This window comes from Arcanobacterium pinnipediorum, assembly GCF_023973165.1.
Taxonomy (GTDB): Bacteria; Actinomycetota; Actinomycetes; order Actinomycetales; family Actinomycetaceae; genus Arcanobacterium; species Arcanobacterium pinnipediorum.
In genome coordinates, this window is sequence record NZ_CP099547.1 from 1,143,501 (window position 1) to 1,169,692 (window position 26,192).

15 protein-coding genes are annotated in these 26,192 nt (G+C 49.9%); 3 read left to right on the plus strand and 12 right to left on the minus strand.

Going from position 1 to position 26,192, the window contains the following annotated elements:
- Positions 1–68: 68 nt before the first annotated feature.
- The gene (locus NG665_RS05080; RefSeq protein WP_252672583.1) at positions 69–3,578 is read right to left on the minus strand and encodes a proline dehydrogenase family protein; all 3,510 of its coding nucleotides are present in this window, start codon (positions 3,576–3,578) and stop codon (positions 69–71) included.
- Between the two features lie 152 nt (positions 3,579–3,730).
- Here NG665_RS05080 and putP point away from each other — a divergent pair, with 152 nt between their 5' ends.
- Positions 3,731–5,305, plus strand: coding sequence for a sodium/proline symporter PutP (gene putP / locus NG665_RS05085; protein WP_252672584.1), 1,575 nt, complete (start codon positions 3,731–3,733; stop codon positions 5,303–5,305).
- A gap of 25 nt (positions 5,306–5,330) precedes the next feature.
- Here the strand turns inward: putP and NG665_RS05090 are convergent, their stop codons facing one another.
- Together NG665_RS05090 and NG665_RS05095 are read right to left on the minus strand one after the other, a co-directional pair.
- Positions 5,331–5,978: a pyroglutamyl-peptidase I gene (locus tag NG665_RS05090; RefSeq protein WP_252672585.1), complete on the minus strand. Its 648-nt coding sequence runs from the start codon at positions 5,976–5,978 to the stop codon at positions 5,331–5,333.
- A gap of 98 nt (positions 5,979–6,076) precedes the next feature.
- Positions 6,077–11,476, minus strand: a complete 5,400-nt coding sequence (locus NG665_RS05095) for a S8 family serine peptidase (RefSeq protein WP_252672586.1) — start codon at positions 11,474–11,476, stop codon at positions 6,077–6,079.
- Between the two features lie 260 nt (positions 11,477–11,736).
- On the opposite strand from NG665_RS05095, the gene NG665_RS05100 reads away from it, so the two are divergent.
- Positions 11,737–12,363, plus strand: coding sequence for a DUF998 domain-containing protein (locus NG665_RS05100; protein WP_252672587.1), 627 nt, complete (start codon positions 11,737–11,739; stop codon positions 12,361–12,363).
- Entirely contained in the window at positions 12,326–12,982 is a 657-nt protein-coding gene (locus NG665_RS05105) for an alpha/beta fold hydrolase (protein WP_252672588.1), read from the plus strand. The genes NG665_RS05100 and NG665_RS05105 overlap by 38 nt, the downstream gene beginning before the upstream one ends.
- On the opposite strand, the gene lysX is transcribed toward NG665_RS05105, so the two are convergent.
- From lysX to NG665_RS05150, 9 genes are all read right to left on the minus strand, one after another.
- Complete coding sequence (gene lysX, locus NG665_RS05110; protein ID WP_252672589.1) at positions 12,966–16,163, minus strand: bifunctional lysylphosphatidylglycerol synthetase/lysine--tRNA ligase LysX; 3,198 nt, start codon at positions 16,161–16,163, stop codon at positions 12,966–12,968. The two genes, NG665_RS05105 and lysX, sit on opposite strands and share 17 nt — an antisense overlap.
- A gap of 33 nt (positions 16,164–16,196) precedes the next feature.
- The gene (gene pyrB, locus NG665_RS05115; protein WP_252672590.1) at positions 16,197–17,279 is read right to left on the minus strand and encodes an aspartate carbamoyltransferase; all 1,083 of its coding nucleotides are present in this window, start codon (positions 17,277–17,279) and stop codon (positions 16,197–16,199) included.
- Between the two features lie 2 nt (positions 17,280–17,281).
- The gene (gene pyrE / locus NG665_RS05120; RefSeq protein ID WP_252672591.1) at positions 17,282–17,926 is read right to left on the minus strand and encodes an orotate phosphoribosyltransferase; all 645 of its coding nucleotides are present in this window, start codon (positions 17,924–17,926) and stop codon (positions 17,282–17,284) included.
- The gene (gene pyrF / locus NG665_RS05125; RefSeq protein WP_252672592.1) at positions 17,923–18,621 is read right to left on the minus strand and encodes an orotidine-5'-phosphate decarboxylase; all 699 of its coding nucleotides are present in this window, start codon (positions 18,619–18,621) and stop codon (positions 17,923–17,925) included. Before pyrF ends, pyrE begins: the two co-directional genes overlap by 4 nt.
- Positions 18,618–19,550, minus strand: a complete 933-nt coding sequence (locus tag NG665_RS05130) for a dihydroorotate dehydrogenase (protein WP_252672593.1) — start codon at positions 19,548–19,550, stop codon at positions 18,618–18,620. The genes pyrF and NG665_RS05130 overlap by 4 nt, the downstream gene beginning before the upstream one ends.
- Positions 19,547–20,311, minus strand: a complete 765-nt coding sequence (locus tag NG665_RS05135) for a dihydroorotate dehydrogenase electron transfer subunit (protein ID WP_252672594.1) — start codon at positions 20,309–20,311, stop codon at positions 19,547–19,549. The genes NG665_RS05130 and NG665_RS05135 overlap by 4 nt, the downstream gene beginning before the upstream one ends.
- 4 nt (positions 20,312–20,315) lie before the next feature.
- On the minus strand, positions 20,316–23,507 hold the full coding sequence (gene carB, locus NG665_RS05140; protein WP_252672595.1) for a carbamoyl-phosphate synthase large subunit: 3,192 nt from the start codon (positions 23,505–23,507) through the stop codon (positions 20,316–20,318).
- Between the two features lie 26 nt (positions 23,508–23,533).
- Complete coding sequence (locus tag NG665_RS05145) at positions 23,534–25,027, minus strand: dihydroorotase (RefSeq protein WP_252672596.1); 1,494 nt, start codon at positions 25,025–25,027, stop codon at positions 23,534–23,536.
- A gap of 159 nt (positions 25,028–25,186) precedes the next feature.
- Positions 25,187–26,122, minus strand: coding sequence for a hypothetical protein (locus NG665_RS05150; RefSeq protein WP_252672597.1), 936 nt, complete (start codon positions 26,120–26,122; stop codon positions 25,187–25,189).
- Between the last annotated feature and the right edge of the window lie 70 nt (positions 26,123–26,192).

Genomic DNA, 26,192 nt, shown 5'->3' on the forward strand with positions numbered 1-26,192 from the left:
CAAACGAATTCTACCGCACATGCACAACTTGGGGTGGGGGCTAAAACATTAGCCCCCACCCCAAGTCATTACAAAACTCCGTCAAGAATGCGCGTATGATCGCCAAAACGGTGGTTCGTTGCAGCAATTGCTTGTTCGCGGAAGAATGGCCGCAAATCTACTCGTCCATTACCTGTGAGAGGCTCAGCATAAATCGCAACATCGATCGAACCTTCAACGCCGCGAGCAATATCTGCCGCATTTTCTCCCACGTAACGGATACGAGATGGGAAAGCGGGTTCTGCGGTGAGTTTCTTCAACCACGCCTCATGGGATTCTACCGTCAAAGCGATGCCATGACGATACAGTAGCACAGCAAAGGAACCTGGAATTTCCCCGGCAACTGATACCGTAATATCCGCACCGCCAGCTGCCGCACCCACTACCATGACAAGAGCTAGGTCCCATTCATGCCTATCTTCAATCCGGACATGAACTGAGGCTGGCTTATATCGCAAAATGTTCTTTTCCACGCCCAGTTGTGAAACATCGATATCTGCGGTGTAACGTGTCATTAAAGCATGATCGACATTACGCACAGTGGCTTTGAACAGATCCTTGCGATGCGGTTCAACAGCGTGCGCGAGATCGAAAAGCTCGCCCATCATGCCGTTAGAAATATCTTCACGTACAATCTCCAGATCGCTAACAGAGTCATCGTTACGTGCACTGACATGAACCATCCCCAGCAAATGGTCCGGACCACCTGCTTTTGACCCAGTTCCCACCGAGGAACGCTTCCAGCCGCCAAACGGTTGCCGGCGCACAATCGCTCCGGTAATACCTCGATTAACATAGGCATTGCCAACCTGAACTCGATCTAGCCACGTTGAGATTTCATCGCCGTCAAGCGAATGGATACCTCCGGTCAAACCGTAATCGACCCCATTTTGTAACTCGATTGCCTCATCGAGATCCTTTGCTCGCATGATGCCTAACACCGGACCGAAATACTCCGTTTGGTGGAACTCCGATCCCGGCGTGATTCCATAGCGAATACCAGGTGACCATAACCGTCCTGAATCGTCGAGCTGTTTGGGAGTCAAAAGCCACTTTTGACCGGGTTCTAGTTGCGCCAATCCACGTTCAAGCTTTCCAGCAACAGGCTCAATCACCGGGCCCATCTCTGCGTCAGGAGTATCTGGGTAGGCAACCACGAGCGAACGCGTCGCATCAACGATCTGATCCAAGAGCCGTTTCGAATCGGCCATAGAGCCAACCAAAATCGCCAACGAACAAGCCGAACATTTTTGACCAGCATGCCCAAATGCCGACGTCACGATGTCTTTCGCAGCCAGATCAATATCTGCTTGTTCAGTAACGATAATGGCATTCTTACCTGAAGTTTCAGCAAAAATACGAAGATCTGGTTTCCACGAACGGAACAATTGAGCTGTTTGCGCAGAGCCCGTAAAAACCACCTGATCAACCTGGGTCACTAACGCGCGACCAGCATCAGGTAAATCATCTGGATGGATGTCAATAAGCTGGAGCACCTCACGCGGAACACCGGCATCCCACATTGCTTGGGCAACCAACGCGCCCGTACGACGAGCCTGTTCTGCTGGCTTGAAAACAACTGCAGAACCAGTAACCAAGGGTGCAGCTACCGATCCGGTAGCAATTGCAATCGGGAAATTCCACGGCGGCACCGCGGCAGTGACCTGCGCTGGTTGAATATCGACTCCGTCAAGAGTTTCTAACTCTTCGGCAAGATCTGCATAGTAATGACAAAAATCAATCGCCTCCGAGACTTCAATATCACCCTCGTGAAGTATCTTGCCGCACTCATTACCTGCTACCGTAATGAAATCAGCACGCCGCTGCCCGATGATCTTTCCTGCCTTGCGCAAAATTGATGCCCGCTCGTGAGCCGGACGATCAGCCCAAGATTGGGCGGCATCTCGAGCTTGAGAAATTCGTTCAACGACTTCTTCTTCAGTGTGCACGCGAGCAGAATCAGCCAACTGGGTGCCTAAATCGTCTGTTGCCATGCGCTGGAAAATACTGCTTGCCCACGAAACATTTGCTGGCAACGACGGATCCGAATCAGCAACGTTATGGAACGAGGTGACCAGTTCGACGTCGTCGACCCGGCGATCTTGAATACGTCGCGGGCCAAAACTAAGCTCTGGAACCTCGCCAATACCTTCTATCGGCAACACCTTGCGCAACTGCTCATCAGCTTGTGGGAAGGCGCCTAACAATGCGGTGACGTAGCGTTGACGTTCGCGTTCAAAAACAGATACGTCATGGGGAAAATCGAACACGCCCGACATGAAGTTCTCTTCAGCTGCCGACTCTTCAAGTCTGCGCACAAGATAAGAAATAGCGACGTCGAATTCAGCCGGATCAACAACTGGTACATAGTACAAGATAGTGCCAACATCTTCGCGCACAGCACGCGCCTGGTTGGTTGCCATGCCTTTGAGCATTTCGACGTCGTAGCCTTCAGTTATCCCCCGGGCTTCGATAAGCGACAACGCAAAACCTAAGGAGAACATATTATGGCCAGCTATACCTAAATGGACATTACGAATATGTTCACGGCGCAGAGCGTATTCCAAAATACGCAAATAGTTGGCATCCGAGGCAGCCTTCGAAGGCTGAGTAGCAAGCGTCCAACCGTGCATCACTGCATCGACGCGTTCCATCGGCAGATTCGCGCCTTTAACCAACCGGACCTTAATAGGCGCTCCACCGCCCGCTACTCGCTGGCTAGCCCACTGTTGAAGATCAACCATCGCTTCCAAAGCATCAGGTAGATATGCTTGGAGAACAATACCTGCAGAATAATCGTGGAACTGCGGCATCTCTAAAAGCTGTTTGAAAACGTCAATCGTCAAGTGCAAGTCGTGATACTCTTCCATATCTAAGTTCACGAACTTCCCTAATTGATGCGCTTTGTGATAGAGCGGATAGAGACCTGCCACTGCATCTGCTACAGCCTTGTCATACCCCCAGGGGTTGTGCACACCCAAGACGGCTGAAACCTTGATAGATACGTAGTCGACGTCCTCGTGGTCGAGAAGATCCATAACTGCGCTGAGTCGCCGGCGTGCTTCCTTCTTTCCAAGCACTGCCTCACCCAACAAATTCAGGTTAAGCCGCGAGCCATCTTTGCGAAGCTGGCGAATTGCTGGTCCTAATTTCTTCGGGCTAGTATCAAGAACCAGGTCACCTACCAGGGCACGAAATACCCGAAACGCACTACCCACTACGATGCTGGGTGCTAAAGTTGCCATCTTTCCACCCACCATGGCCGGAAGCGACAAATACGCAGGCAAGAAATCGATCTTTTGAGTCGAGAGTTTTTCTAAATTCCGTGCCGCGACCTGTTTGTTTTCTGGGCGAATTACTTTGTCAACAAAATCAATCGTAAAATCTAAGCCACCTTCACAAGCAAGAACATCTGCCAGCAACTGACCGGCTCGATCAGTAGGTAGTTCCGCAGCTCGATCGGCCCATATTTTCGCCCGACGAATCGCATCTTGGGCGACGTGTGGAAGGTCAATATCGTTTTTAAGTGAAGTAACCATGAGGCTCCCCTTTGAACACTACATAATTGAGCTTGTTGTATATCAGTCAATATACTAGCAACTTTGTCTTTTTACTAAGATTTTGAATCTTTAATGACGACATTTTAGCCGATACGGTACTCTTAAAGATAATCAACCAGTGGGAGTATCACATGAGCGATCAGCAGTTCCAAATATTGTCCATGGTCATTTATCTACTCGCGATGGTCGGAATCGGCTTGTGGGCTTATCGAAAGAATTCATCCGTCGATGATTACATTCTTGGTGGACGCCAACTCCACCCCGCCGTCGCCGCTCTTTCTGCCGGCGCATCTGATATGTCTGGTTGGCTGTTGCTAGGGTTACCTGGAGCACTGTACGCCAACGGGCTCATCGAATCGTGGATCGCTATCGGTTTGACTATTGGAGCATGGCTAAACTGGAAGTTTGTGGCACCACGATTGCGCTCCTATACTGAGGTTTCACACAACTCAATTACTGTTCCTTCTTTCCTCGACTCCCGGCTACGCGATTCATCGCATACGTTACGGATTGTCTCCGGAATCGTCATCCTCTTTTTCTTTACCTTCTATGTCTCCTCAGGCATGGTTGCCGGCGGCACATTCTTCGAAGCAGCCTTCGGCTTAGACTATCTAACCGGTATGCTCCTCGTTGCTGGAGTAACAATCTTATATACGCTCCTTGGTGGCTTCCTCGCCGTCTCGTGGACTGACCTCGTTCAAGGAATCATGATGCTCTTGGCACTCGTGATGGTTCCAGTCATAGGTTTGATCGCCGTCGGCGGACCGCACCAAGCTCTAGAATCTGCCGAAATAGTTAATCCGCATCTACAATCAATGACAGGTGGTAACGGTTTAACATTTACGGGAACGATTGCTATCATCTCGGCACTGGCATGGGGACTAGGCTATTTCGGTCAACCCCATATCATTGTTCGCTTCATGGCGTTACGTAAACCTTCACAAGCCATTGCTGCACGACGCATTGGCATCGGCTGGATGATAGTGTCCATTCTCGGCGCCATGGGAACTGCACTGGTCGGAATTGCATACGCTCAACAATCGGGCCAAAAGCTCTTGGAAAACCCCGAACAAGTCTTTATTTACATGGGCCAAGTCCTCTTCCACCCGCTCATTGCTGGTTTCATGCTTGCCGCAATTCTGGCAGCAATTATGTCAACCATCTCCTCTCAGCTATTAGTCTCATCCTCGGCGCTCGTCGAAGATATCTACTCAGTGTTCTTCCACAAGGCAGTATCGCAAAATTATGGTGTGTTTCTCTCTCGACTAGCAGTTATCACCATTTCAGCCATTGCAGCTGTTTTAGCAATCTCCCCATCGGACACTATTTTGAAACTCGTCGCATTCGCGTGGGCAGGTTTCGGAGGTGCATTCGGCCCAATCATTTTACTGACGCTGTTCTGGCGTAGAATTACTACCTCGGGAGCCCTATCGGGAATGGTAGTTGGGTCACTGACCGTTGTGGTGTGGAGCAATATCTCTGGCGGTATTTTCGATCTGTACGAAATAGTGCCGGGATTTATAGCAAATTTGATTGTCACGATTATCGTCTCACTACTTACCTACACCCCGTCTGAGATTATCGACGCAGAATTTAACGCAGCAGCCAAACTCTCCCGTGATTGGACTTCAAGTGCTGAGATTATCTCTGAGGTTCGGGCAACTAAAAGCGAAGATAGCTATCATCATCGTAGTACCCGCGAGTAACCGAGCCTAAGCGCTCAGAACAAGCTTAGCGCAGGTGTTGGGCAACAACGCGGCATGCTATTTCAAGCGCCTGGGCGAGATCGTCAAAATCGAGATTGTGGCGATCTGTTTTTGGCTCATGCGGCATATTCGCATCTGTTTCTCGGCCAACGCTGGCCACACCGCTGGAGCGTAGGGCTGGAACGTGAATGAAACCAGCAGGGCCAGCGAACTGAGTCAAACTTGACCGAAAAACTGCATTGCATACGTATTGTCCCGCATCATCAGAAAGTGAGGCTGGATATCCGCCGGCAACGAGTGCTTCGACGATATGCCCATTGGGTAGCCGTGAATGGAGAGTGTGCGGGCCACAATCAAGCTTTTCTCCGGTGGCAATATGGCCCGAGTTATCTGCAATACTGGCGCGAGCACTATTTTGAGCTCTCATCTCGGGAGTGATATCGCAGCGCCCGCCCGCTTCACCTACACATATCACTGCGTCAGGCGCAATACTTTCGATCGCCTGGCCTAACATAGCCGGTCCCCGACCAAATTCAACGGGTAGCAATCGCCGCTCAATAACTAACTGCGCATCTGCGAGGCTGATCTGCTCTGGGAGGCGAGAGACAGCTTCCCAGCTCGCATTTTCCGTATCATTTCCAAACGGCTCAAAGCCGGTTATAAGAATCCGCATGGAAACTAGTCTACTCTTGAACTCCACTTGGCTCGTTATGACGATAGGGTTGGTAGCCAACATCTTGGCTACCAACCCTATCTATTCACATCATCACCTTAAAGGCGACGTGATCTTTGGTTGAGCACCATTCCTCCGGCAATCAACAGTGCGGCTAGAAGGATGAGATATCCAGAATATGAACCTGTGGTAGCGAGTTTGCCACTGTGGGTCGCGCTAGCAGTATTAGCTAGCGGGATAAGCGTCGAACCACTATGGGCGTTTCCAGGCTTTCCATTGGTTATATCTGTGATACCAGAACCATTGTTTGAACCGTCTGTGGATGTATCGGTAGCACCATCATTGTCTGGATCTTGTCCGGGTGGAGTTGGAGCATCGTCTTTGACAGTAATATTAACGGTCAAAAGTTTGTGTGTTTCCATACCGTTGGGCTGGATAGCACGCAAAATAACGTTGTTCGTTCCCGGCACGAGCACAGTAGATGGATCGAGCAGGAAGCGAGGCTCTCCGCTACCACTACCGTCGCCCTTAATATCAGCCGATCCGTCATCAACGATGGAGAACTTTGCAAAAATCAGCTCGCTAACTAGATAAAAATTAGTTAGTTCTAGTCTAGTCAACGTTAGATCCACCGTATCTGGACCCTCGATGAGAGGCAAGCTATCAACGACGAACGTTACTGCTGAGGTCTTGACGTTGCCTGCAAAGTCGTCAGCTAGAACCGTCAGTGTGTACAAACCAGCGCGCAGATCTCGCGTTGGAATTGGCACGGAGAGCTTTTGGTCGACGACGTTAGCTTCAGTTCCAGAAACAAACACTTCATTTTCCACGCTCGGGCTTTCTTCCTGAGCCGCTTCATCTGGTGTATCTTCCTGACTACCTTGTAGCTGCGCATTCAGAGCAGTATCTGCATCGGCTTCTTCATCTGGTGCCAGGTCGCGAATCTCTCGTACATCAGCCATCAGATCTTCGATAGGACGCTGCGTGACGTTAATATCGGTAAAGAGGCGTTGTGTTGAGATGGTAGTGCCATCGATATCCTTTAGCTCAACCTTCAAACTACGCAGATGAAGATCAGTTGCCGAAACATCGATTGGCTCTTTGTCTGCAATGACAGAACTTTCTACCAGTGCTTCTTCGCCGTATTGGGTTTGGAGCATTGGAGCTTCCTTATCGACCACGACCGGGTAGACACCAAGGATTTGATTTCCGAAACTATCAATGACGGTAATAAGAACCTTATCTCCGTCTTCAACCTTGAGTGGATAAGTGAACTCACGTTCATTGGATTGTGGACCGTGCCCGGAGTTATTTTCCCGCTCTTCAACGGTGTCCTTATTGATTAAGAACTTATAGCCCCAACCATCGTCAGAGACTTTTCCAGAGAAGACTACCTCGCTGGTGGCCGTGAAGATCGAGCCACCAACCGTCACTGGCTGATCGATGTGTATTTCTGGCACATTGACGTCAATGAGAAGCTTAAACCCATGTTCCTTGACCTTGACTGGCTTATCCGCAGTCTCGCCAGGAACAAAGATTTCGAGCCGGAAATCATTTTGTCCGGTACGTGCTGGAATATCGATAGCGAAAGTGCCATCTGCTGGATTAATCTGCGCTACTAATGGCTCAGGTTCAACAACCTTGCCATCCTTAGCTTCTCCTGTCGGAACCAACTGGAGTTTGGCGATCAGTTCAGCATTGAGGGTGCCCTTGAGCTGGAATACCTTCGTCTCACGATCGTAATTGGTCGTATCGGTTGGAACCGCACAGATATCTATCTGTTCACTACATTGGGCGTTTGTTATTTCAGGAAGCGAAACCGTTGATGGGAAGCCACCGTCAGGCAATGGTGGTGGCGGAGGTGGAAGTACTGGTCCACCCGGCAAAGGCGGCGGCGGTGGAACCGGTGTATCGGCACCACGTCCTGCAATTGGAACCGCCTCTGAAATGCGCTGGGCACCATCGCTAGCCACAACAGTGACCGTCTGGGCGTCGTCTGAAACTTCAACGACTGCACTAAACTCGCCATTTTCGTTGATTGTTGCAGGGACACCATCGACAAGGACAACCAATTGAGCTTGCGGATTATCATCGGTAATGGATCCGGTTAGGGTCACTGTGTTCTCAGAAATTGGCGCGGGTGAGTCAATGGTTAAGACCGGTGGTAGCGCATCATAGAACGGTGTTAGATCAAGCGCGCTCACCTGTTCTCCGGCAGCGTTGTAAGCTACGATCTTGATATCGTTATCGCCGGCAACTAGTGGTATATATTCATAGAAATTGCGGTCAACAATTTCAGTTTCAGTACCGTTAATAGTCACTTTGGCAACATCTTGCGCAACGTATCCGTCTACCACCAGCTTCGGACCGTCAGGTTCACCAAGGAAGGTGACGTATGGTTTAATCGGTCCAATTGGGCCAGCTTGGATATCATCTGCAAACGCAACGCTGATCTTGTCTTGCGGATTAAGAATATGTACCGCAGTAGCCACGTTAGCAGCCATATCGCCAGCGTTAACCACAATGTGCTTGGTGTGCTCAGGAACCGCGACCCGGAATTCTGAGTCGGAATCACCTACTCGTTCTGCAATGAGATTGGTTTGCGAATCAGTATCGACAACGGGTAATACTTGGATTCCAGAACCAGAGTCATTGACGGTGAAGTAGACGTATCCTTCTGCTTCATCGTATCGTCCGAACGTAACTGTTGGTGTTGTGGTGTCAATACCAAATGGCAGTTGAGTTACTTGCCAGTCATATTCTGGTGACACGCGTGTCTTTACTTTAAAAATGTAGCGTCCGTCAGGAACGTTGGTGTAGGCGACATTTCGTGGATCGTAGGTCTGGCCGTCAAATCCATATCCGCTCGCGTTTTCAACGATGTCGTCGTTCGTCACGTTAGGACCTAAAGCGGCTTTGAGCGTGTAGCGACGTAGATCTTGCTGTTTGCCTGTGGTTTGGCGAATCGTGCCATCTTCGGATTCGATTTCGTATTCGACCTCAGCGGCATTTCGACGTACCAGCAACTGCGGGAATATGACATCTTGGAGTCCGTCATCATTAGGCGACATCCACAATGTTAGATCACGTTCGTCATCTAAGACGTCGTTGAGGAGTCCGATAGGAACAACTAAGCCTTCACGTAAGGTAGCTAAGCCAGTGTAAGCAGTGTGTTCCACTGGATCTCCCCATGGCACGCCAGGCTTTTCGATGATAGGCTCAGCATTCCAACTTCCGACAAAGCCCAGGTATGGCACTGCAATATCTGGAACATTTTGACCGGTAAATCTCGCCCATCCTTCGATGAAGTGAGACGTTGCGGTATCGGGGGTAAGGGTGAATGTTACGGTGCGTTCTTCACCTGCTGGAATCGTGACGGTTTGAACGTCAGCACTGAGCTGTTCTGATGAAATAACTGTGATTGCATTTCCAGAATCAGACTCTGATTCATTGAGAACTTGTTGTGCAGGGATGGAATACGTTGCATCTTCTTGCCCGTAATTGTGCAGGGAAACAGTGAATGATGTTTGCCCTTGTACTTCTCGCAAGGAGACATATGGTAGACCATTGACGGTGGCAATAACTGGGCTCGTAGCCGCATAGTCGATTCGCGCTAAGCCGGCGCCAATTTGGCGAGGTGCAAATGGTATACCTGCTTCATTGACGGGGATTTGCGCGGTGTTCATCAGCGCTGCGCGGATCCGTTCAGTGCGTTCTACACCGCTCAGTTCTGGGAATTGTTGAGCGTAGTGTTGCCACAGTAGCGCTGAAAGTCCAGCGACATTTGGCGCTGCCATGGAAGTGCCCGACAAAGAAACGTAGCGATCATCGTTTTGTAAGGAATAAACTTCTCCACCTACACCAGAGATGTGCGGGGAGAAATCAAGAGTTGGGGTTGGACCCCAAGAGGTAAACGAGGACGGACGCAAGGTCTGTGTTCCACCAAAGTCCGTTAGCTGACGCTCGTTAGTGAACTTAACGTAAACTTTGTTGGTTTTAAGTTCATCGACGAGTTGGACTCCAACTGAATGGTATGTGGAAGCTGAGAATTGAGTGTAGTGCTCGATGCCTCCCATTCCGATGAATTCTTCACCGCGCGCTGCGTCGTTATAGACTAAAACGCCTTGTGCATTGGCTGAAAAAGCTCGTTCGAACATATCAGCGAAGGTTACTTTACCTCGTTGGATAAGAGCGAACTTGCCGCTAAGTTCTGCTTTCTTCTCCGCGGTGAAATCACTTTCTTGCCCGTAGCCTAGATCGACAAGCTCATAGAGTTGCCCGTCAGCACTGCCAGTTGCACTCTTGTGTGGCAAGAGTTGATCTTGACCGTCTTGGCCAACGCGCCAGTTCGCTACTGGAACGACCTGAACTTGGTTGTCGATTGATGCAACGGTAAAACTGGCGCTATCTGCGGCTGGCGAACCGAGAGTTCCATCGTCAAGTTGCTCTGAATAGTTATCTAATTCACCATTAGGAGAAAAGTTTTTACCTTCGTTACCAGCGGCGACGACGACGAGAACGCCAGCTTCACGCGCTTTGGCAATTGCGCGTGCAACACCATCAGAATCGTTGCGGTTACCGTTGGCAGATCCTAAAGACATATTGATAATATCTGCGCGGAGCTTTACCGATGCTTCGATCGCGGCGATGATATCAGAATCATTTGCGCGGGCATCTGGATTATTGGGGAAGACTTTCATAGCCAAGAGTTGCGCCTTTGGTGCCACACCATCAAAGGCACTATTTTCAAGCACATCGGGTTGGGCTATATCATCGCGGATTGACGCATTAGCTCCTACGATGCCAGAGACGTGTTGGCCGTGCTGGCTTTCTTCACGGTCAATAATTTCGTAGTTGTCATCGGCGAAGTTGTATCCTGCTGGAACTTTGCAGGTAAATAACGAACCGTGTGTGGTATCTGGTGCCAGTTTGGCCTGGTCACATTCTTGCGCCGAAAGCTGTAAATCTTTGTGCCGAGGATCTATACCAGAGTCAATGATGGAGACAACTGTGCCGGCCCCATCGAGACCGAAGAGCTCGTGTGCGCGTGGCACACCTTCCATCTTGCGTGCATTATGCTCTAGTTTTTCGTAGGTTCGTTCACGTTTGACTGAAGCTACTTCTGGTTCGCGTTGCAATGCTGGAATCTTACTTGCCGGCATCGTTGCAGAAAAACCGTTGACGAGAAAGCCTAGTTGGCGTCCTGGTTCGAGTTCGTACTTCTCACGCCATTGTGCAATAAGTTGTGCCTGGCGATTTTTGTTGTCTGCTTCGCCTAGCTCAGATGCATACGCTGGCTGACGCTCAAGCATAATTAGTACGCGCACGCGTTGCGATGAGCGCTCGCCATGATCCTTTATTAAGGAATCTATATCCGTCAACGAGACTTCGCTAGAATGCTGCACGTGAGAAACTGGAGTGGCTACTGCTAACGGAGTTATACCTAGGCTAAGGCTAACCGATATCGCGAAAACAGTAGATCTTAAGAATCTTCCCATTTCTTCTCCTTATATTTTGAATATCACTTTAATAATTACCCCATTTCTTTATTTTTTACTTACTTTTACGAGAAATGCAAAAAGTGTTCTTCATCTCAGCCAGACCGACCGCTGTCAAACTCGCCACATCAAGCCACACCATGTTGCCAACGCATAACACACCGCACCGAGCTAACTGGTAAAATCAATATGTCCGACATCCTGAAAACTCATCGCTGGTGGTAACTATTTTTCCTTCATCTCGGATATTCACAATAGGCGTGTGGCTATGTATAGCCAGTGGATTTATCTATGCCTCTTTCATCTTAGAGATCTTCTTTAATTTTCCACTCAATCCCAAAATCAGCTATCTCTCAGAATACTTCGCGATCGAAAGCCCCTACCGGCTGGTCTTCGCAACCACTGATCTACTTTCTGCCTTACTGATGCTCGCTGGCTTGGCCTGCCTTAGCGCCTACTACAGATTATGGAGTCGATGGCAGCTAGTTATCGCCATCGCCTACTCAATTTTCGCAATCTTTACGATACTTGACGTCTCGTTACCTCTTCAGTGCGCTGAGTCCCTAGAATTTTGTGAGAAAACAACACTGACTCCCCACTTGCTGGCATCGGCAGTAGTTAGCGCAAGCCTCATCGTCGTCGCCGCTACTACCCTGATTCTTGTTGCGCAACGCAAAATCGTCGGCACCAAGCGCACGGTGATGCTGATCGTCATCTCTGCCTACGTATTTTTAACGATACTCATCGCACTTTTTGAATTTATTCAGTTTCCCATCGGCTATGCTCAACGCGCACAGGTCTTCTTTTCTTGCCTACTCATCGCAAGCGCTGGCCTAATACTATATCCTTATGGCTATCCTCTTCCCCGGTCTCGCGCTCGCACCTGAACTTTACGAAATCGGTTTTCCCAACACCCACATTCTCGATCCCTGGATCCACCCTTGGTCCGATGCACCTGCTGCCCTTCTCGAACGCGCCACGAACACGCCAACAACAGTGATTGGACATTCGTTAGGCGCACTGGTGGCCTTAGAGTGGGCGATACATCGGCCAGAACTTGTTAGCCACCTTCTTCTCTTAGACCCCACATTCCCTCAAGCCCATCCAAACACTAAGCCTCATGAAGCCTTTTTTCGCGTTGGGAGCCAACTAGCTGCGGTGTTTTCTCCCGTGGTCGGACTCGCACTAAAGCCTTTCGTATCACAAGAAGTGCTTACTAAGCGCTATCGTGGGCGAGATAATGCTCGCTTCCTCTTTTCTGAGCTGTATCACGCTAGCCGTCTCGAATCTCGAGTCCATCACAAGCTAGCTTCGCAGCAACTATCTTCAGACATCTACGTCACTATTCTTGTTGGTTCTGGCAACGCAGATGAAAAACAGTTTCTAGGCCAGCAACAGCACTTAGCAACCCTCCTGAACGCGCGGCTAGTGAACTTGTGGGGAGAAAAGCATCTGTTCCCCCTTGCTCACCCAGAATTCGTCCAGCCGTTTATTTCTCCGGCTTAACAAATGGGAAAGCAAGCACTTCGCGGATCGTCGTACCCGTCAAGAACATAACCATTCGGTCGATTCCTATACCCAACCCACCTGTTGGCGGCATACCAAATTCGAGCGCGGCCAAGAACGGTTCATCGATCTCCATTGCTTCTGGATCCCCACCGGCTGCCAGGAGCGACTGCGCTGTGAAACGCTTGCGCTGTTCAAGTGGATGGGCTAACTCAGTATATGCGGTACCTAATTCCATACCTAGCCCCACAAGATCCCAGCGTTGCGCGATATGCGGATTATCCGGGTCAGCCATGGTCAGTGGCGAGGTTTCTACCGGGAAACCAGTGTAGAACGTCGGGAACACAGTGTTTGGCTCGATGAGTTGATCGTAAAGCTCGGTAACAAGTTGGCCAACGCTCTCTGCTTCGATGTCATATTCTTGGACGAGGTCACTGTAGTCACCAATGTCTGCTCCAGGTACGATCTCGCGTCCGACGGCTTTTGAGACAGCATCAAAAACTGGAATAACCGGCCAAGGTTGGTTCAGGTCCAAGATGCTGCCGTCGTCAGCAACAACTTCTGGCTTACCGTTAACCACGACGGCGGCTGTGCGTATTAGCTCTTCAGTTAGCTCTCGCATCGTATTCCAGTCGCCATAGGCAGCATAGGCTTCTAGGGATGTGAATTCCGGATTGTGAGTGTTATCGACGCCTTCATTGCGGAAATTTCGACCGATTTCGAAAACTTTTGGCACCCCGCCAACGATGAGTCGCTTCAAGTACAGTTCTGGCGCAATCCGCAACGTAAGCGATTGATCGTAGGCGTTGATATGGGTTCGAAATGGTCGCGCATTTGCCCCACCATGAATGGTCTGCAAAATAGGAGTTTCAGCCTCTAAATATCCGTCCCGATACAGTGCTTGGCGCACGCTAGCAACAATCTTGGCCCGCATCGTAAAAAGCTCATAGGCGCGCGCGTTCAACGCGTAATCAATATGCCGGAATTTTGCGCGTAGATGAGGATGGGTCAAGGCAACTTGTGGCATCGGCACGAGCGATTTCGCAGCCATCATCCATTGTGTTGCTAGGAACGACGGCGTCCCGGTGCGTGAGGCGCCAAGCTTTCCAGTTACTGAGATCAGGTCACCACGGTTGACTGAGCTGCGAAACTCACGCCAGGGCTGGCCGGCGGTGCGTTCAAAAAGAATCTGGATCTTGCGATGTTCTTCGACAAGATCAGCAAATACAACACCGCCGAAATCACGAATGTGGTGGACACGGCCGGTGATTGAAATATCGGCGTCAGGGGCGGTCTCAGAATCGATTATTTCTGCGATAGAGTGCGTGCGTGGTACTCCAACCGGATACCCAACTATTCCGCGCTGTTCGAGGTCAGCTAATTTTTGACGGCGAACTCGGCGTTGTTCCGGAATATGCGGTTCTGGGGCTGGTTTATGGATCAGTGATTTTTCGAGCGCGATAATCTCTTCTGGATCTCCCACAGGCGGGAAATACCGAGAAATCTGCGGTAGAAATCCTTCGGCAGCAGCATATGCGACGAGCGTTCGGGCGCTGAAGAAAGCATTGTCAATACACAAGTATCGTGTTTGCCAGCGCGGCCGGTACTTCACGTTTGAGCGATACAGTGAGTAGATTTGCCACCAACGCGACGTGAACATAAGGAACTTCAACGCAAAGCGTTGCCGCGGGCTTGCTCCAACTTTTGCGCCACGTTCGATTGTTTCGCGCATAACAACGAAATTCAGCGAAATATGTTCAACGCCGAAGTTTGGAGCCTCTTGAGCAAGGGTAGCAACCATCAATTCAGTGACTCCAGAAATAGCATCTGGAGATCGGCGCATAACGTCAAGCGAAAGCCCATGCAATCCCCACGGAGCGAAGGTGAGCAGCCCTACTGGCTGACCTTGAGCATCATGCGCGGTGACTATGACGCTACGAAAATCGCGTGGATCGCCAACTCTCTCCGATGCCATTGTAAAACCGCGCTCCTCGCCAACTCGCCACGAATCAGCACACAGCGATAGAGTTGTGAGCTCTTCTGCCGAAATGGAACTCTGCCGGCGTACTTTAACCGTATATCCAGCGCGTCGCGGACCGCTTAATGCCCGGCGGACCTCTGGTAAGTCTTTCAGATGAAAATCTGCTACATCAATAATAGTTTCATCACCTAACGGCACCGGATACAAACTGGCTGATTTATATGCGCGTGCACCTGCGTCCGAGGCTGAAACAGCGGCGATTACCCACGAATTCTTCCGCGCATAATCACGCCAGGCGCTAATAGCGCCACCCCACGAATGCGGATCGCCGATAGGGTCTCCTGCTGCCAGACATACCCCATTGACAACCCGATATGTCACTGCAGCACGTTGATCTGGTGAAACTACGATATTGCGATCGTATCGAGTAGCAAAATAGCCCAGTGAATCTTGCGATGGCGGATCAAGTAACAACCGCCGGATCATGATATGTTCTGCTGCACTAACAGAGGGAACTTTTTCCGATTTTAAGAGCACAATAAGCGCAATAAAGAGACTAGCGGCGGAGATGATTCCAGCTACGATGCGTACCGATGCCGGAACCCAAAACCGCACGTTTTCCGCCGGATCCTCCGGCGATAATCCCATCGCTGTATTGACTGCAGTCGTCAAAAGATTATCGGATGTTTCAAAATGCATCATGGACAGCATGATCCACACAACGATCGCGGATAAGGCTAATCCGCCCATCAAAATCGCTACACTAAATACCCAGCGCCCGCGCACCCGACGTGGAAATTCCCCGATTGACCAAATACCGACGACGATATATAGCGATGCAAAAAACAGATTAGAGATCGTCCCCAGCTGTACTGTGGCAGGTAATAATTGGAATTCATCAAAAAACAGTGTGAGCTCCAAAATGGCAACAATAACACTGGGAAGCTGGATAACACCGAGATAAAAAATAAGAGCTGCCCTATGACCACGCAACATCCCCGAAGTCAGTAACACCATCAAGAGCGTAACAAAAAGGGTGGGATATCCGGGAAGGGAAATATAAGAAAATATCTGATTAACAAAATCAACTAAACCCGGTGATACATATCGTAGAACTAAGCCTAGGATCAGCCAGATAGCTGATACTTGAGCTGTGATCAGGACGAATGACGAACGAGAATAGCAGGAAGTTTTGGCCATGATTGTCATTTTAGTTGACAATCATGGCCAAAACTATCGCAGGGAAACTACGGGATAATCACAATAAGCACACAATGATTGCCCGGTTATCCGCAACACCACATCGCGATCATGATTAGTAACGCATCGTGTATTAGAGCACCGATATTCATCTGTTAGCATCGAGTCGGCTATTTCGTGGCGCGGCAGGGGCTGTGGATGATCGTGGGCATCACGCAACAGCGAATAGATCAACGCCATCCGCATCATTTTCCCGTTGTAGGTCTGTTCAAAGTAGCGTGCGCGTGGATCGTGATCGACCTCGGTAGCGATTTCTCCTACCCGTGGCAAGGGATGCATCACGATGCTTGTTGATGATGCATGGGTCATCGCCTGCGCGTTAAGCTCATAAGCTCCGTTAAGGCGTTCGTATTGCTCGCGATCTTCAAAGCGTTCTTGTTGGACGCGCGTCATATAAATAACATCGGCTTGCGGTAGAGCTTGGGTTAAGGACGTTGTTTCTACAACCTCACTTCCAGCTGCTCGCAGCCGGGCAACAAAATCACCGGGCAAACGCAATTCTTCGGGGCTAACCATAATGAACGTGTTCCCCGGGTAGCGCATCAACGCATGAAGTAGTGAATGCACTGTGCGTCCATAGAGCAAATCTCCCACAGCAACAATTCTAAGATCTGATAGCCGGCCAAATTCACGTTCAATAGTTAATAGATCGGCTAAGGTTTGCGTGGGATGGAAGTGTCCGCCGTCGCCAGCATTGATAACTGGAACCCGGCTGGCAGTAGCTGCCACAAGTGCGGCTCCGTCTTGGGGATGGCGCATTGCAACAATATCGGCATAGTTCGATATCACCGCCAAAGTATCGGCAATTGTTTCACCTTTTGTTGCTGACGAGTGCGCAGCTGAGGGCACAGATAAGACGTGCCCGCCCAGATGGTACATCGCAGCTTCGAAACTGAGGCGCGTGCGCGTAGAAGGCTCATAAAATAGCGTGGAAAGTATTTTATTCTTCGCCACACCTTCATACTTTTCCGGATGCGAAATCATATCGTGTGCACACCGCATCAGTTCATCAATCTCGGCAACCGATAAATCACTAATATCAATCAAGGAACGCACGTCTATTGTCCAATCCGCATCCAGGCATCGTCGCGCGGGTTGTCACGAAATGCGCGCAGACGAGGAATATCTGAGGCTGGAATACGCCCGGTTTGAGCTGCCAATTCGATAACGTCGTCGAACGTTGTTAGCGTAGTCAGAGCAACATCTGCTGCGATCATCGCATCCGTTGCAGCTTGCATACCATAGCTGAACAAGGCAACAATGCCTAAAACATCGGCTTGCGCTGCACGAAGTGCGTGGACGACGTCGATCACTGAACCACCAGTGGAGATGAGATCTTCAACAACTACGACTTTCGCTCCTGGCTCTAGGCGGCCTTCGATCTGGTTAGTCCGTCCGTGGTCTTTGGCACTAGAGCGCACATACCCCATGGGCAATCCAAGACGTTCGGCGGCTAAAGCTGCATGTGCAATACCCGCGGTTGCTGTACCCATAAGCACTTCGGCTTCTGGGAACATTTCGTGAATCCGAGCAGCTAACGCATCTTCAACCACAGTGCGCTGGGTTGGTGCGGTGAGCACAAGACGATTATCAGTGTAGATAGGACTCTTGATTCCAGAGGCCCAGGTGAACGGATCATCTGGACGCAGGAAAATAGCCTTAATATCGAGTAGAGCCCCGGCAACGGTGTGTGCAATATTCATCGGGAGAATTCCTTTACGCAACGGTTATAGGCAGCTACTGGGTCGGTAGCTTGAGTGATTGGTCGGCCCACAACGATCATATTTGATCCTAGCTCGTAGGCCTTGTCGGGAGTAGTGATTCGGCGTTGGTCATCAGCTGCTGAGTCTGCAAACCGGATTCCGGGGGTAACGGTAAGGAAGTTGTCTCCAAGTTCTTGATGAACGGTTTGGACTTCAAGTGGAGAACAGACAACACCATCAAGTCCGGCACTATGTGCGTTAGCTGCATAGGCGGCAACCACTTCAGGCATCGGCGCAGTGATAAGAAGTTCGTTTTCTAGTGTTTCTTGGCTGGTCGATGTTAGTTGGGTGACGCCGATGAGTAGTGGCCGCGAACCATCTGGACGGCTTAAACCTTCGAGGGCAGCTTCCATCATGGAAATACCACCAGCACAATGCACATTAGTCATATCGACATCAAGGTTAGATAATACCCGCATGGTTTTGCGAACGGTTTGTGGAATATCGTGGAGTTTGAGGTCAAGGAAGATCTTATGTCCGCGTTCTTTAACTTCACGTACAACTTGCGGGCCGCCAGCGTAAAACATTTCCATACCTATTTTCACAAACGGTTTAACCGTCTCGAACTGGTCGAGGAAGGACAAGAGAGTGCTGGTTGAATCGAAGTCACAGGCAACAATTACTTCGCGGTTCATAGGTGGTTTCCTTCCACTTTGTTGGTTACTAAAGATTGCAGTGTTGAGATGTGGTGGCGGTCCATCTCTGCGGGCAGTTCGTTGATGATATCGAGACTTGCATAGGGATCAATAAGGTTTGCAGTTCCTACTTGAACTGCAGTTGCTCCGGCATACATCATTTCAATAACATCGCTAGCGCTTTGCACTCCCCCGATTCCAATGATTGGAATATCGACTGCGCGGCTAACATCCCAAATCATTCGCACAGCCATTGGAAACACGCCCGGGCCAGATACTCCGCCGGTGCGATTAGCTAAAATTGGTTGTCCGGTTCTCAAATTGAGTCGCATTCCCACAAAGGTGTTAATAAGGCTAAGTGCATCGGCACCAGCTTCTTGACAGGCTTGAGCTATCTCAACCTCACGCCCGGTATTGGGGGAAAGTTTCATAATGATGGGCTTAGTAGTGACGTTTTTGACGACGTCGCACACTTGCGCAGCAGACTCAGGTGAATCGGCAAACGTTTTTCCGCCGTCGTGAACATTGGGACACGAAATGTTGATTTCGAGCCAACCTACGTTTTCTTCGGCGTCAAGAGCGTGCGCCACGTGAGCGTATTCTTCAAGTGAAAAACCAGCAACATTTGCCATAACTGGTTTGGTGAAATATTCACGCATCTTTGGCAGTTCCTGGGCTATGACTGCCTCAACACCTGGATTAGCCAAACCGATGGCATTAAGCATTCCGCCAGGTGCTTCAGCAACACGAGGCTGCGCGTTTCCAGATCGAGGTTGGGCTGTTGTTCCTTTAAACGAAAAGGTACCGAGTTTGTTTATATCCCACAGTCGAGCAAATTCCGCACCGAAACCGAATGTTCCTGAGGCACCAATAATCGGGTTATCAAGCTCGATTCCACATAAATTTACCGCGAGTCGATTGGTGCTCATGCCTCCTCCTTGGCAAAGATAACATCAGTGCTTTCGAAAACCGGGCCTTCGAGGCATACGCGTTCTAGGCCTCGTACCGTGTGCACGGTGCAGCCCAAGCAAGCTCCAAAGCCACATCCCATGTGTGCTTCCAAACTAACTTGGATTCGTCCAGATGCCTGCGCAACTACTGATTTCAACATTCCTTGTGGCCCACACGCCAACACTTGCTCGGTCTGCGGGGGTAACACAGCTGTTACATATCCGGCGCTACCCATCGATCCGTCTTCGGTCGCTACACTGACCTCACATCCCAACTGGCGAAATTCCTCAATTGAATAGGTATCACCAGCGCTTCGAAATCCCAACAAAACATGTGGGCGTCCGCCGCGAGCCGTGATGACTTTAGCAGCATAGTACAGCGGCGGTATTCCCGAACCTCCCCCAACTAAGACGGGAGTTTGACCGATGGAGTCTAAATCGAATCCGTTGCCTAAAGGTCCTAAAACCTCAACTTCACTACCGGGAACCACGTCTGCCAGGGCACGCGTCCCGGCCCCAACCTTGGCTACGATCACGGTTAGGATGACTGATCCATCGTGGTTAGATTCAATATCGGCAATCGCTAACGGGCGACGTAAGAAGAATCCAGGCACACTGACATTGACGAACTGCCCTGGCTGGGCTGTAGTGAATTCGTCGCAGGCTAGGCGCAGTCGATAAATCTGGTCAGTCAGATTTACAACGTCGACAACACGTGCTCTAACACGTAGATTATTCATCTGGTTAGGCTCCTTGACGACGTGGGGCATCGATGGTGGAAACATTGAGAGTTATCTCTTCTAACACGTCGAGCAATACCTTGACGGTATCGAGTGAAGTGAGCAAGGTGACGGAAAATTCTGAGGCTTTCGCACGAATCTGAGCGCCGTCTGATTTCTGAGAGGACTCTTCAACATCTTGAGTGTTAATAATGTAGGAAAGCTGATTAGCTTCGATAGCATCAATGATTTCGGTTGATCCCTCAGAAATTTTAGCCAGTGCGCGAGTGCGGATACCATGCTTTTTCAAGTAGGCCGCTGTTCCAGCAGTTGCCGCGATATTGAAGCCCAGGTTGTAGAAACGACCTATTAGTTCAAGCCCGCGTTCTTTATCCTTATCGTCAATCGTCGCCAAAACGGTGCCGTAATTCAAAAGCCTCATACCAGCTGCCTGCAGCGCCTTATACAGTGCTCGGTTAAGATCATCGTCATACCCAATTGCTTCGCCGGTCGACTTCATCTCTGGCGAAAGGTAAGCATCAAGGCCTTTGAGCTTATTGAAAGAGAACACTGGTGCTTTGACAAAGAATCGGTCGCTTTCTTGTGGGTAGAGATCGAAAATACCTTGTTCTTTTAAGGTCTCGCCCAAGATTGCGCGTGTGGCGATCTTGGGTAGTCCATATCCGGTTACTTTCGATAAGAATGGGACAGTTCGAGACGATCGCGGATTGACTTCGATAATGTAGACTTTCTCGTTCTCATCAACAATAAATTGAACGTTGAACAAACCGGTTATCCCAATCGCAAGCCCCAACGCCTTGGTGTACTTTAAGATTTGGCCTTTGACTTTACCTGATACGGAAAAGCTTGGATAGACCGAGATCGAGTCTCCCGAATGTACCCCAGTGTGCTCAACAAGCTCCATAATTCCTGCGACGAAAACGTCATGTCCATCACAGATTGCATCGACTTCTAATTCTTTGCCAGAAATATATTTATCAACCAGCACTGGGCGATCGACGTCGATCTCTAAACCTTGAAGGAGGTAGTGGCGTAACTGTTCATCTGAGCCAACGATGCGCATCGCGCGCCCACCTAACACGAAAGATGGGCGAACCAATACTGGGTAGCCAACCTCTTGAGCTATTGCGATACCGTCTTCGACGTTCGTTACTGCCTTGCCCGGGGCTTGTGGAATACCGAGTTCATTGAGTAAGTTTTCAAATTCGTCACGATCTTCGGCACGATTGATAGCTTCAAGACAGGTGCCAAGCAAGGTGACGCCTCGGCGGGAAAGCGGACCAGCTAGATTGATCGCAGTTTGCCCACCAAGGGAGGTAATAACTCCGATAGGCTTTTCAAACTCGACGATATTCATAACATCTTCAGGTGTTAGGGGCTCGAAGTAAAGTTTATCTGCGGTGGTGTAATCAGTGGAGACGGTTTCTGGGTTGTCGTTGATAATAATTGCTTCGTATCCAGCTTCACGAATCGTCTTGATAGCGTGCACGGAAGAATAATCGAACTCTACGCCCTGACCGATACGGATCGGGCCGGCACCCAATACAATGACTTTCTTGCGATCGGTGAGTTTCGAATCGTTCTGACCAGTGAACGAGGAGTAGAAGTATGGTACGTAGGCTCCAGATTTGAGCGTATCGACCATTCGGAATACTGGAATAATTCCGGCTTGATGACGTTTGGCATTGACTGAAAGTTCATCTGTTTGCCATAGCCGTGCGATTACTGAATCAGCAAAGCCCATCTGTTTTGCTTCACGCAATACCTCAACATCGCCCGGATGCTCGGCAAGCCTATGTTCCATCTCAACTATGGACTTAAAAATCTCGAGGAAGTACTCAGTGACCATAGTGACTTCGTGGAGCTTGGCGATAGAGGCACCGCGCCGCAATAATTCGACGATAGCGAATATGGTATCGGAACGAAACTCACGAACGTAATCCCATAGTTCGCCGTCGTCCATACGAGCAAACTGGTCCATGTGGAAATGATCAACACCAATTTCTAAGGACCGTACTGACTTCAACAAACATTCTTGGAGGTTGGAGCCGATACCCATGACTTCGCCAGTTGCTTTCATCTGAGTGCCAAGTAGGTTTGGCGCGTCAGCAAACTTATCGAATGGGAATCGCGGGAATTTAGCTACGAGGTAGTCCAGTTGGGGATCTTTACCGGCAGTAGTTCCGGCAACTGGAATTTCGTCGAGGGTTAAGCCCATGGCAACTTTGGCAGTTACGCGGGCAATGGGGTATCCAGAGGCTTTCGATGCGAGCGCCGATGAGCGTGAGACGCGTGGATTGACTTCGATGAGGAAGTAATCGTGGGTGGTTGGGTGGACGGCGAACTGGACGTTGCATCCGCCTTCGATCTTGAGCGCGCGGATGAGTTTGAAAGCTGATTGTTTGAGCGTATCGATATCATCATCACTTAGTGACAACGCAGGGGCGACGACGACGGAGTCGCCGGTGTGCACTCCTACGGGATCAATATTTTCCATCGAACAGATACAGATGGTGTTATCTGCACAGTCTCGCATGACTTCGAATTCGATTTCTTTATAACCTAGAATCGATTTTTCGATCAGAACTTGGCGCACTGGCGAAAGTTGTAGAGCGTTAGACATCATATCGACGAGTTCGGCTTCGTTATGTGCAAATCCGCCACCGGTGCCACCAAGAGTGAAGGCTGGACGTAAAACAACGGGGTATCCGATCTGGTGGGCAGCTGCCTTGGCGTCTTCAACGGAGTAGGCAATTTCAGAGGCGATAACTGGTTCGCCGATAGATTCACAGAGTGCTTTGAACTGTTCGCGATCTTCTGCTTGTTCAATAGATTCAGAAGGGGTGCCCAGAAGTTTGACGTCGCACTCAGCCAAAATGCCTTTCTTCTCCAGTTGCATTGCCAGATTCAAACCAGTTTGACCGCCGATTCCCGGAACTATCGCATCTGGGCGTTCTTTTCGGATAATTTTAGCAACGTATTCTAAGGTCAAGGGTTCCATATAGACCCGGTCAGCAACCTCCGCATCGGTCATGATGGTGGCCGGGTTGGAGTTAACGAGGATGACTCGATAGCCTTCTTCTTTTAATGCAAGGCAGGCTTGGGTGCCAGCATAGTCAAATTCTGCGGCTTGGCCGATAACGATCGGTCCAGAGCCGATGATGAGGACTGATTTTACTGCTGTGTTTTTAGGCATCGCGTTCTCCTGAGTTGCGGGTTTTATTACTTTGTCTCTTCATCAAGTGCGTTGTAGATAAGATGACCATCGTAGAAAGTTGCTAGGCATCGGCCAGAAATATCCCATCCGTCAAATGGTGTTGCTCGGCCTAGGGAAGCAAATTCGTTGGGATCTACGGTGTAGCTAGCGTCAAGATCCCAGATGGTCCAGTCGGTTTGGCGCGCTGGGATATTAAAGCGCTGCCGGCCAGCTGTGGTAAATAGTTCGACGGCGCGTTCTAAACTGAGCTGACCGGTTTTCACGAAGTGGGTGTAAAACAGTGGGAAAGAAATTTCCAACCCAACAACTCCGAACGCTGAACCGGCTAGTCCCTGGCTTTTTTCTTGGGCAGAATGCGGGGCATGATCGGTGGCAATCATATTTACTGTGCCATCAATGAGGGCCTGGATGAGGGCCTGACGGTCACTAGGTTGGCGCAGTGGCGGATTCATCTTAAACCGCCCATTATCAGAAATCATCGATTCATCGACGAGAAGGTAGTGCATGGCTGTTTCGCACGAGACATTCAGGCCTTCGGCTCGGGCATCGCGGATAAGTTGAGCAGATTCACCGCATGAGATGTGGCAGACATGGTATGCCGGTAGGTAGCCTTCTGCTTTGAGTTCGCGCAACATCTGAATATCGCGTTCGATTTGGAGGTATTCAGCTTCTTTAGGAATTCCTACAAGGTTATGTTTGGCAGCGAATGGCCCATCGTTGATGGAGGCTCCTGCAGGGCGGAGTTGACCAACTTCGGCGTGTATTGCGACGATTGATTGTGCTTGGGCAAGTTGGCGCAAAGCCTGTTTCATCAATTCCGGATTATCGACGCCGTGTCCGTCGTCGGAAAAACCAATGACGTGTGGTGCTAGCTGAGCGATGTCGGAAAGCTCGATGCCTGCTTCGTCTTTCGTCACTGAAGCGTATGGAATTGTTTCGATGAGTGCGTCTCGGGTTATGGCTACTTGTTCGAGTTCTAGATTCGCTAGGGAATCTGGCACCGGATCCAGATTAGGCATAGCACCTACTGTGGTGAAGCCGCCGCGGGCTGCCGCTCGGGTACCAGTTGCGATAGTTTCTTTGTAGGTTTGTCCTGGTTCGCGTAAATGCACGTGAACGTCGCAAAAACCGGGGAGGACGACGACGTTGTGGGATACTTCGCCGCGTTGCTGGGCGTGGCGAATTTGGTCGATGATTTGGCCGAGATCACTGTGTGCTTCTAGATCACTAGCATGAGTGAGGTGATCGAGAGATAGGACGAGGTCGTTCATCGGCTGGCCTTTCGCAGAGAAGTACATGTCAATAAAAAAGCCTTGGTCTGAAAAACCAAGGCTTGAATAAAATAGGAATAACGGATAACGGGAACAGCCATTGCCGGTTTCCATGATGATGTTGGTATCCATGAAGACGAGAAAAGCCATGAGAAGGAAGAACAGAGATGAAGATTGCGCTTGAGCATGTTCTTCCTCCGTTCGTGCTGTTGAACTATCGTGGTTCACTCATAACTTTTGAGCTGAAGTAACTGTAACAAGAGCGTGTCAGATACTCAAAACTAGCGTCCGCATTGTGGCAAGCTATACATCATAGTTTGAGATCGTCGCGATATGAGTGGAGGGCTTGGCATTTTCGCGCCAAGCCCTCCACTGATGTTTCCGAGTTTAGAAGCTAGTAATAATAAGCATATTGAGGATGGTTGAGATAACCGCCCACGCAATGAGCAACCAGACGTATGGTACTACCGGAGACTTTTCCATCCGCCCCTCACGGTTGATTCCGACATAGAGCAGAAGTTCACCGATGAGCGATGCCGCAATGAGGAAGAGAACGACGACGAGTGTGAGGAAAACCGTAAAACCTGTTGCCGGAAGTAAGATGACAAAGAACATAATCGGCATGAAGATCAATACTGGAATCATCGTGACGGTGTAGAGAGTCATTGCTCGCGTAAAGGTAATAGCAATCCCACGCATCTTGAGAGTCAAAATAATGGCCAGCGCACGCAACGATATACTCAGGGAGCCAATGATTAAGAAAATGATGAATGCATATAGCCATTCACCGAAGTTCAACGAGAAGTATTGATAATACGGAGCTCGCATTCGATAGAAGAAATCTTGAGCTGAGTTACTACCAAAGAGCCCTAGAGGCGATCGTGCCACGGAGGTGGCAGCCAAGAATCCGGACATCAGGACATAGGTTCCAACGATAACCCAGCCAAATAGGCGCTGTTCGGAAATAGTGGCAAATAGTTGGGCGGTGCGTCCGTGCCAAATATGGTTCAGAGCCTGGACGGCGTTTTTCAAACTAGATATAACCGGGTTGGGTTGGGAAGTTTGGGGAACATATCCTTGTGGATACTGGCCTTGTGGGGCTGTGACGTAGCTTTGCCCGGGCGCATATCCAGGTTGGGGCATTGCCGTTTGTGGCTGGGCCGGCATCGCCGGCTGCGGCATCGATTCTTGCGGCTGGGCCGGCATCGCCGGCTGCGGCATCGATTCTTGCGGCTGGGCCGGCATCGCCGGCTGCGGCGTTGATTCTTGCGGTTGTGGTTGATCTGAATGTGGAATGTTCTCAGTGTTATCTGGAGTAGACATTAACTTCCCTAACTTATAGAACGGTCAATGGTTATAACTATACCGGCAGAATAGAAACAAGAAGTAAACT

Excerpts from the sequence above, each read along its gene's own strand:
- NG665_RS05080 (WP_252672583.1), bottom strand. The coding sequence starts at position 3,578 with ATGGTTACTTCACTTAAAAACGATATTGACCTTCCACACGTCGCCCAA.
- putP (WP_252672584.1), top strand. The coding sequence starts at position 3,731 with ATGAGCGATCAGCAGTTCCAAATATTGTCCATGGTCATTTATCTACTC.
- NG665_RS05090 (WP_252672585.1), bottom strand. The coding sequence starts at position 5,978 with ATGCGGATTCTTATAACCGGCTTTGAGCCGTTTGGAAATGATACGGAA.
- NG665_RS05095 (WP_252672586.1), bottom strand. The coding sequence starts at position 11,476 with ATGGGAAGATTCTTAAGATCTACTGTTTTCGCGATATCGGTTAGCCTT.
- NG665_RS05105 (WP_252672588.1), top strand. The coding sequence starts at position 12,326 with ATGGCTATCCTCTTCCCCGGTCTCGCGCTCGCACCTGAACTTTACGAA.
- lysX (WP_252672589.1), bottom strand. The coding sequence starts at position 16,163 with ATGGCCAAAACTTCCTGCTATTCTCGTTCGTCATTCGTCCTGATCACA.
- pyrE (WP_252672591.1), bottom strand. The coding sequence starts at position 17,926 with ATGAATATTGCACACACCGTTGCCGGGGCTCTACTCGATATTAAGGCT.
- pyrF (WP_252672592.1), bottom strand. The coding sequence starts at position 18,621 with ATGAACCGCGAAGTAATTGTTGCCTGTGACTTCGATTCAACCAGCACT.
- NG665_RS05130 (WP_252672593.1), bottom strand. The coding sequence starts at position 19,550 with ATGAGCACCAATCGACTCGCGGTAAATTTATGTGGAATCGAGCTTGAT.
- NG665_RS05135 (WP_252672594.1), bottom strand. The coding sequence starts at position 20,311 with ATGAATAATCTACGTGTTAGAGCACGTGTTGTCGACGTTGTAAATCTG.
- carB (WP_252672595.1), bottom strand. The coding sequence starts at position 23,507 with ATGCCTAAAAACACAGCAGTAAAATCAGTCCTCATCATCGGCTCTGGA.
- NG665_RS05150 (WP_252672597.1), bottom strand. The coding sequence starts at position 26,122 with ATGTCTACTCCAGATAACACTGAGAACATTCCACATTCAGATCAACCA.